This is a genomic window from Burkholderia sp. APQ4-4ca (genome assembly GCF_057837105.1).
Map to the genome: position 1 here is coordinate 59,068 of NZ_JBYQCG010000080.1, position 8,236 is coordinate 67,303.

The window sequence follows — 8,236 nt, forward strand, 5'->3', positions numbered from 1 at the left end:
ATCATTCCGGTTCGGAAGGAGCGTGGCCTGCTTCGACGAGCGCGCGCAGCGCCGCGGCGTCCGCGCGGGCAACGCGGCCGCGCGCATCGGCCTTCACCGCGCCGCGCAGGTCGTCGCTCGCATACAGCGCGAGATGGATGCCGATCGCATCCACGTCGCGTCGCGGGCGCCACAGGAAACTGAGCGTCTCGACGTCGCCGCGGCCCGCGAAATGCCGCGTCTCGGACACGTCGTACTGGACGTTCTGATTCAGCAGGTAGATCGCGACGTCCTTCGGGTTGTCGGTGAATGCCTGCAAATGGATATCCGAATGCGCGTTCGCGGTGCCGTTCAGCACGGCGCCCGTCACATAAGGATGGAAATCGGCGAGCCGGCGCATCCAGTCGAGCGCGATCTCGCGCAGGCGGCGCAGTTCGTCCGGCTGCGTGTCGCTCTGGAACAGCGCGAGGTATTCGCGCAGTTCTTCCTCGATCTGGTCATTATCCGGCAGCCATTCGCCGGCAACGCGCACATCGCCCAGTAACTGGCGCGCGGCTTTGCGCTTCGCGCCGGCATAGTCCTGGCCGTCCTCCGCGATCAGGCGGGCGGCGGACTGGGCGATTTCCTCGCGGACGCGCCGCGGGTCGACAAGAGGTTTGCGAGACATGATCCGGCAATCATACTCGATCGCCACGCCGCCCGAGCACGGGCGCCGCGGCCCACCCTCCGAGGGCGCCGGCGCCGTTCGCGCGTATCGTTCGGGCCGCCGGGCATCGCAGGCCGTCAGTTACAATAGTGTTCTTTGTGTCGCGGCCAGGTCGTTGGCCGGGCGCCGGCCGCACGGCCTCGCCGGCGCGCCGCACACGCATCCTTTCCGAATCGACGGCGCCCGGCGGCGCGAAAGCATTCATCTATGCACATCCACATTCTTGGCATCTGCGGCACCTTCATGGGCGGTCTCGCCGTACTCGCGCGCGAGGCGGGCCACACGGTGACGGGTTGCGACGCGGGCGTCTATCCGCCGATGAGCACGCAGCTCGAGGCGCAGGGCATCACGCTGATCGAGGGCTACGGCGCCGAGCAGATCGACCTGAAACCGGACCTGTTCGTGATCGGCAACGTCGTCACGCGCGGCAATCCGCTGATGGAGGCGATCCTCGATCGCGGCCTGCCTTACGTGTCGGGCCCGCAGTGGCTCGGCGAGCACGTGCTCGCCGGCAAGTGGGTGCTCGCGGTCGCGGGCACGCACGGCAAGACGACCACGTCGTCGATGCTCGCCTGGCTGCTGGAAGACGCCGGGCTGAACCCGGGCTTCCTGATCGGCGGCGTGCCGCTGAACTTCGGCGTGTCGGCGCGGCTCACCGACTCGAGCTTCTTCGTGATCGAAGCGGACGAGTACGACACGGCATTCTTCGACAAGCGCTCGAAGTTCGTGCACTACCGGCCGCGCACCGCGGTACTGAACAACCTCGAATTCGATCACGCCGACATCTTCCCCGATCTCGCCGCGATCGAAACGCAATTCCATCATCTCGTGCGCACCGTGCCCGGCGTCGGGCGGATCGTCACGAACGGCCGCTCGGATGCGCTCGAGCGCGTGCTGGCGCGCGGCTGCTGGAGCGAGGTCGAGCGTTTCGGCGTCGACGGCGGCTGGCAAGCGCTGCCGGCCGAGGACGGCGTGCCGGTCGACGAGCGCTTCGCGGTGTATTCGCACGCGGAGCGCGTCGGCGAAGTCGCGTGGCAGGTGCAGGGCGACCACAACCGGATGAATGCGCTCGCGGCGATCGCCGCCGCGCGGCATGTCGGCGTGCCGCCCGCGCAGGCTGCCGTTTCGCTGGCGTCGTTCCGCAACGTGAAGCGCCGCATGGAAGTGCGCGGCAGCGTGGACGGCGTGACCGTCTATGACGATTTCGCGCACCATCCGACCGCGATCGACACCACGATCGCCGGCCTTCGTGCACGGATCGGCCGCCAGAATGCCCGCATCCTCGCCGTGCTAGAGCCGCGCTCGAACACGATGAAGCTCGGCGTGATGAAGTCGCAATTGCCGGCGAGCCTCGCCGATGCCGATCTCGTATTCGGCTACGGCGCGCCGACCGGGCGCGACGCGCTCGGCTGGAATCTCGCCGAAGCGCTCGCGCCACTCGGCGAGCGCGCGCGCGCATTCGACGATCTGCATCTGCTGGTGAAGGCGGTGGTCGAGGCCGCGCGTCCGGGCGACCACGTGCTCGTGATGAGCAACGGCGGCTTCGGCGGCGTGCACCAGAAGCTGCTCGACGCGCTCGGGAGCCGGCCGTGATCCTGTATCTGCACGGCTTCCGGTCGTCGCCGGAATCGCAGAAGTCGCGCCTGCTCGCCGCGCGCATGGCCGAACTCGGCCGTACCGGCGAGTGGCGGTGCCCGTCGCTGTCGGTGTCGCCGCTCGAGGCGATCGCGGTGGCGGAAGCGGAGGTCGCGGGCGCGCGCGACGTGACCGTGATCGGCAGCTCGCTCGGCGGGTATTACGCGACGTGGCTCGCCGAAAAGCATGGCTGGAAAGCCGTGTTGCTGAATCCGGCGATCGTGCCGCAGCGCGATCTCGAGCAGCATCTGGGCGAGCAGCCGCTGTGGCACGGCGGCGGCACGATCGTCGTCGAGCGCCGTCATCTGCACGAACTCGACGCGCTGCGCGTGCCGGCGATCACGCGCGCCGACCGCTACTATCTGTTCGCGGCGACCGGCGACGAAGTGCTCGATTACCGCGAGATGCTCGCCCATTACCCGGGCGCGAAAACCCGCGTGATCGACGGCAGCGATCACGGTATCAGCGAATTTGCCGACTATGTCGACGACGTTCTCGCGTTTTGCGACGGAAAGACGTCATAAACCGGCCACGTGCCGATCGAATTCCCATCATCATGCGGCGCCGCCGATGCGGCGCCCGGCAGTCTGAACGAGAGTACTGAGTGAACGTTTTCTTCGAGGAATCGGGCAGTTTCAAGGCGGGCAGCGTGCTGTCGCGCCAGGGCGACGCGTTTCAGGTCGAGTTGCCCGGCGGGCGGCGGGCAAAGGTGCGCGCGAAAGACGTGCTGATCGAATTCGACAAGCCGGCCGCGGGCGAACTGATGCAGGAGGCCGACACGGCCGCGCAGCAGATCGACCTGGACTTCCTGTGGGAATGCGCGCCGCCCGACGAGTTCGCGTACACGGCGCTCGCCGCCGAATACTTCGGCGCGACGTACGGCCCGGTCGAGCGCGCGGCGCTGGTGCTGCGGCTGCACGGCTCGCCCGTCTATTTCCGCCGCAAGGGGCGCGGCCAGTACCAGCGCGCGCCGGAAGAGCAGCTCAAGATGGCGCTCGCGTCGCTCGAGCGCAAGCGCCAGCAGGCGCTCGTGCAGGCGCAGTATGAAGAAGAACTGAAGGCCGGCAAGCTGCCGGAAGCGTTCGCGGGCAAGGTGCTCGGGCTGCTGACGCGGCCGGACAAGAATTCGATCGAATACAAGGCGATGGAAGCGGCGGCCGGCGCGCGCGGCGTGTCTCCGGCGCGGCTGATGCTCGACTGCGGCGGCATCGAGTCGCCGCGTGCGCTGCACGAAGCCCGTTTCCTCGCGGAATTCTTCCCGCACGGCACCGGCTTTCCGCCCGTCACGGTCGGCCCGCTGCCGGACGACCTGCCGCGCGCGAACGTCGAGGCGTTCTCGATCGACGACATCACGACGACCGAAATCGACGACGCGTTCTCGGTCGAGCACCTGTCGGACGGCCGGGTGCGGATCGGCGTGCACATCGCGGCGCCGGCGCTCGGCATCGTGCGCGGCGATCCGGTCGACGCGATCGCGCGCGCGCGCCTGTCGACCGTCTACATGCCGGGCGACAAGATCACGATGCTGCCGGACGACGTCGTCGACGTGTTCACGTTGAAAGAGGGCGATTACCGGCCGGCGCTGTCGCTGTACATCATCGTCAACCGCGAGACGCAGGACATCGTCGCGAACGAAACGCGCGCCGAGCTCGTGTTCGTGAAGAACAACCTGCGCCACAACACGCTCGACGAGCTCGTGAACGAAGAGACGCTCGCGGCCGGCACCGGCGACTACCCGCACAAGGACGACATCGCCGTGCTGTGGCCGCTCGCGCAGGCGCTGTTCGAGAAGCGCCAGGTCGCGCGTGCGGGCTACGGCCTGAAGCGCGAGGTGCAGCGCAACACCGACTACAACTTCTACGTCGAAGGCGAGCACGTGACGATCACGCCGCGCCGCCGCGGCTCGCCGCTCGACCTGATCGTGTCGGAGCTCGCGATCCTCGCGAACTCGACCTGGGGCGCGTTCCTGCACGACCACACGGTGCCGGGCATCTACCGGTCGCAGCGAGGTTTCGGCGCGCCGGGCCCGAAGCGCACGCGGATGCAGACGACGGCCGCGCCGCACGAAGGCCTCGGCGTCGCGCAGTACGCGTGGAGCACGTCGCCGCTGCGCCGCTACGTCGACCTCGTGAACCAGTGGCAGCTGCTCGCGTGCGTGCAGCACGGCGTGACCGCGAAGCTCGCCGCGCCGTTCAAGCCGAAGGACGCCGATCTCTACGCGGTCGTGCAGGGCTTCGACGATACGTACACGGCCTACGCCGACTACCAGCGCCGGATGGAGTACTTCTGGTGCCTGCGCTGGCTCGCGCAGGAGCAGAAGAAGCAGGTGGTCGCGAGCGTCGTGAAGGGCGATCTCGTGCGCCTCGAGGACATCCCGCTGCTGTTGCACGTGCCGGGGCTCGGCGTGCATGCGCGCGGCACGCGCGTGCTGCTCGACGTGATGTCGCTCGACGAGCTGACGATCGAGGCGTCGGTGCGCCTGCTGAACGTGCTCGACGCGCCGACCGTGACGAGCGGCGACGCGGCCGACGAAGAGGATGACGCCGAAGGCGGCGACGACACGCTGGTCGACGCGCAAGACGCGTCGGCGCAAACCGAAGCCGAGGCGCTGGCCGAATCGGGCGACGCGGCGGCAGAGGGCGGCGAAGCCGCGAGCGGCAACGACGGCGAAGAGGGGCGCGCATCATGAACTCAGCTGTGTCGACGCGCGGCACGGATCGCTATGTCGTGTTCGGCAACCCGGTGGCGCACAGCAAGTCGCCGTTCATCCACGCGCAGTTCGCCGCGCAGACCGGCGAGCCGATCGAGTATACGCACCGGCTCGCGCCGGTCGACGGATTCGAGGCCGCCGTGCGCGTGTTCGTCGCCGAAGGCGGTTGCGGCGCGAACGTGACGGTGCCGTTCAAGCTCGACGCGCATGCGCTCGCCGACACGCTGTCGCCGCGCGCGGCGGCGGCAGGCGCGGTGAATACGCTGTGCATCGACGCGGACGGCCGCCTCCACGGCGACAACACCGACGGCGTCGGCCTCGTGCGCGACATCGAAGCGAATCTCGGCGTGTCGCTCGCGGGTGCGCGCATCCTGCTGCTCGGCGCGGGCGGCGCCGCGCGCGGCGTCGTGCTGCCGCTGCTCGACCGCGCGCCGCTGTCGCTCACGATCGTGAACCGCACCGCGAGCAAGGCCGAAGCGCTCGTCGGCCAGTTCATGCAGGCCGCGCACGATGCGGGCTGCACGTTCGCGGGCGGCGGCCCCGGCGTCGTGCGAGCGGAGCCGTACGACGTGGTGATCAATGCGACGGCCGGCAGCCTCGATGCCGCGCTGCCGGAATGCGACGCGGCCGCGTTCGGCGCGGGCACGCTCGCGTACGACATGATGTACGGCGCGCAGCCGACGGTGTTCATGCAGCACGCGGCGTCGCTCGGCGCGCGCACGTCCGACGGGCTCGGGATGCTGGTGGAGCAGGCGGCCGAATCGTTCTTCCTTTGGCGCGGCGTGCGGCCGGACGGCGCGCCGGTGCTGGCCGCGCTGCGCCAGGCGCTCGCGGCGAGCTGAACGGAGCGCGGCACGTGGCGGCGGTGAGCGGCACGCAGCGCACGCGGACGGTGAGCGTCGCGCGCTGGATCGTCTATGCGGGATCGGTGTTCGCGCTCGCGTGGCTCGCGACGCAGCTGTTCTATCTCGCGCAGATCGCGCTATGGTCGTTCGTGAACCCGGGCTCGACCGCGTTCATGCGCACCGACGCGTGGTGGCTGTCGCGCGACACGCCGCCCGCGCAGATCCGGCACCAGTGGGTGCCGTACGACCAGATCTCGCGCAACCTGAAGCGCGCGCTGATCGCGTCCGAGGATTCGACCTTCGCGACCAACAACGGCTATGACGTCGACGCGATCCTGCAGGCGTGGGAGAAGAACAAGGCGCGCGGCAGGATCGTCGCGGGCGGCTCGACGATCACGCAGCAGCTCGCACGCAACCTGTTCCTGTCGCGCGAGAAAAGCTACATCCGCAAGGGGCAGGAGCTGATCATCACGTGGATGCTCGAAACGGTGCTCGACAAGGAGCGCATCTTCGAGATCTACCTGAATTCGGTCGAATGGGGACGCGGCGTGTACGGCGCGGAAGCGGCCGCGCGCTATTACTACAAGATTCCCGCGAGCCGGCTCGGTGCGTGGCAGTCGGCGCGCCTCGCGGTGATGCTGCCGAAGCCGCGCTGGTTCGATGCGCATCGCGGCTCGGCCTACCAGGCGCAGCGGGCCGCGATCATCGCACGCCGGATGGGTGCGGCCGAGCTGCCGCCATCCGAGTAAGCGGCGCGCCGGCGCCGCTGTATTGTCCATGCTGCCGTTCGCGCAGGATTGCTGCGCTGCAGCGCAGTCATGACGCGCGCATTTCGTGCCGTATCCGTTAGACGAATTCGTCTATTTCACTTGACTGAGCAATGCCGCCGACTGCGCGATTTTATTGATCGCCATCGTACGAAATCGCTGCTTTTTTAGGCATCGCGGGTAAACGCGAAAGTCGATGAAAGCGACGTGAAATGCAACGTTTCGCGAATCGAAGCATTCCTGAAAGGTGTGCGCTGCACCGGTTGCGTGCCGAATATTTCCAAATTTTTCAAAGCCGGCGGGCTCGCGTATATTGGCCGGCGCCTCGGCTCATCGGCCGCAATCGAGGCGGGGGGCGGCTTATCCGGCTGCTCGACATAAAAAACATCCGAGAAGGAACGCAACGATGCCAGCGAGCAAAGCGAAGCTGTTGTTGGGAGTGGTGTGTTCTTCGCTGATTCTGTCGGCCTGCAATGACGACGTGACGTCGTCGTCCGCAGCGAGCGCCGCCAATTCAGCCGATTCCGCCGGTCAGGTCGACCGCGCGTACAACGATCCAAACAGTTATTCGTCGAGCGCCAACGCGTCGCTCGATGCATCCGCCGCGGTCGAGAAGGCCGCCGTCACGCATCATCAGATCACGCTGAACGGCAAGACGATCCGGTACACGGCCACGGCCGGCCACCTCGTCGCCCGCAATCCGCAGACGGGCGCGCCCGAAGCCTCGTTCTTCTACGTCGCGTACACGGCCGACAACCAGCCTGCGGCGAAGCGGCCCGTCACGTTCCTGTACAACGGCGGCCCCGGCTCGGCGTCGGTGTGGCTGCACCTCGGCTCGTTCGGCCCGCGCCGGATCCAGACCGGCGACCCGAACGCGAACACGTCGACGTTCCCGTTCGTCGACAACCAGGAAACCCTGCTCGACACGACCGACCTCGTGTTCGTCGATGCGATCGGCACCGGCTTCTCGGAAGCGGTCGCGCCGAACACGAACCAGACGTTCTGGGGCGTCGACCAGGACGCCGGCGCGTTCCGCGATTTCGTGACGCGGTACCTGAGCGTGAACCAGCGCGGCGATTCGCCGAAATACCTGTTCGGCGAATCGTACGGCACGCCGCGCACCGACGTGCTCGCGAACCTGCTCGAGACGGCCGGCGTGAAGCTCGACGGCATCGTGCTGCAGTCATCGATCCTGAACTACAACACGAACTGCGACATGGCGAGCGACTATGTCGGCAACTCGAACAACGGCGCGAGCCCGGTGAGCTGCGCGGGCTTCGTGCCGTCGTACGGCACGGTCGGCGCGTACTACCAGCTCGACAACCCGAACCCGTCGAACCTGCCGCAGTATGCGGACCAGATGCGCCTGCTGACGGCCGGCAGCTACGCGCCCGCCGTGAACGCATACCTCGCGAGCCATACGCCGCCGCCGCCGAATCTCGTCACGACGATGGCGAATTCGACCGGCGTGAAGCAGACGTTGTGGAATGCGGACTTCAACGTCGTGCCGACCTTCTTCGACAACAGCTTCCAGTTGTCGCTGCTGCCGGGCACGCTGATCGGCCGCTACGACGCGCGCGTGAACGTGCCCGTG

Annotated in this window: 7 protein-coding genes; 6 read left to right on the top strand and 1 reads right to left on the bottom strand. The window is 67.9% G+C overall.

Annotated elements, in window-relative coordinates; translation table 11 throughout:
* Position 1 precedes the first annotated feature (1 nt).
* On the bottom strand, positions 2-646 hold the full coding sequence (locus AC3IFE_RS10155; RefSeq protein ID WP_089466635.1) for a UDP-N-acetylmuramate--alanine ligase: 645 nt from the start codon (positions 644-646) through the stop codon (positions 2-4).
* Positions 647-892: 246 nt separating this feature from the next.
* Between AC3IFE_RS10155 and mpl the strand changes: the two genes are divergently transcribed.
* The 6 genes from mpl to AC3IFE_RS10185 all read left to right on the top strand — a co-directional run.
* Positions 893-2,278 carry a UDP-N-acetylmuramate:L-alanyl-gamma-D-glutamyl-meso-diaminopimelate ligase gene (mpl, locus tag AC3IFE_RS10160; RefSeq protein WP_489190420.1) on the top strand — a complete coding sequence of 462 codons (1,386 nt, stop codon included), beginning with the start codon at positions 893-895 and terminating at the stop codon, positions 2,276-2,278.
* Entirely contained in the window at positions 2,275-2,844 is a 570-nt protein-coding gene (locus AC3IFE_RS10165; RefSeq protein WP_006489407.1) for a YqiA/YcfP family alpha/beta fold hydrolase, read from the top strand. The genes mpl and AC3IFE_RS10165 overlap by 4 nt, the downstream gene beginning before the upstream one ends.
* An 80-nt stretch (positions 2,845-2,924) precedes the next feature.
* Entirely contained in the window at positions 2,925-5,009 is a 2,085-nt protein-coding gene (locus AC3IFE_RS10170) for an RNB domain-containing ribonuclease (RefSeq protein WP_489190421.1), read from the top strand.
* Complete coding sequence (aroE, locus tag AC3IFE_RS10175) at positions 5,006-5,872, top strand: shikimate dehydrogenase (RefSeq protein ID WP_489190422.1); 867 nt, start codon at positions 5,006-5,008, stop codon at positions 5,870-5,872. Before AC3IFE_RS10170 ends, aroE begins: the two co-directional genes overlap by 4 nt.
* 14 nt (positions 5,873-5,886) lie before the next feature.
* Complete coding sequence (gene mtgA, locus AC3IFE_RS10180; RefSeq protein WP_089466639.1) at positions 5,887-6,624, top strand: monofunctional biosynthetic peptidoglycan transglycosylase; 738 nt, start codon at positions 5,887-5,889, stop codon at positions 6,622-6,624.
* 424 nt (positions 6,625-7,048) lie between these two features.
* Positions 7,049-8,236, top strand: a 1,188-nt coding sequence (locus AC3IFE_RS10185; protein WP_489190423.1) for a S10 family serine carboxypeptidase-like protein, incomplete at its 3' end; no start/stop codon positions are given.

What these genes read in the sequence shown, in the direction of transcription:
- AC3IFE_RS10155 (WP_089466635.1), bottom strand. Translation starts at nt 646, where the DNA reads ATGTCTCGCAAACCTCTTGTCGACCCGCGGCGCGTCCGCGAGGAAATC.
- mpl (WP_489190420.1), top strand. Translation starts at nt 893, where the DNA reads ATGCACATCCACATTCTTGGCATCTGCGGCACCTTCATGGGCGGTCTC.
- aroE (WP_489190422.1), top strand. Translation starts at nt 5,006, where the DNA reads ATGAACTCAGCTGTGTCGACGCGCGGCACGGATCGCTATGTCGTGTTC.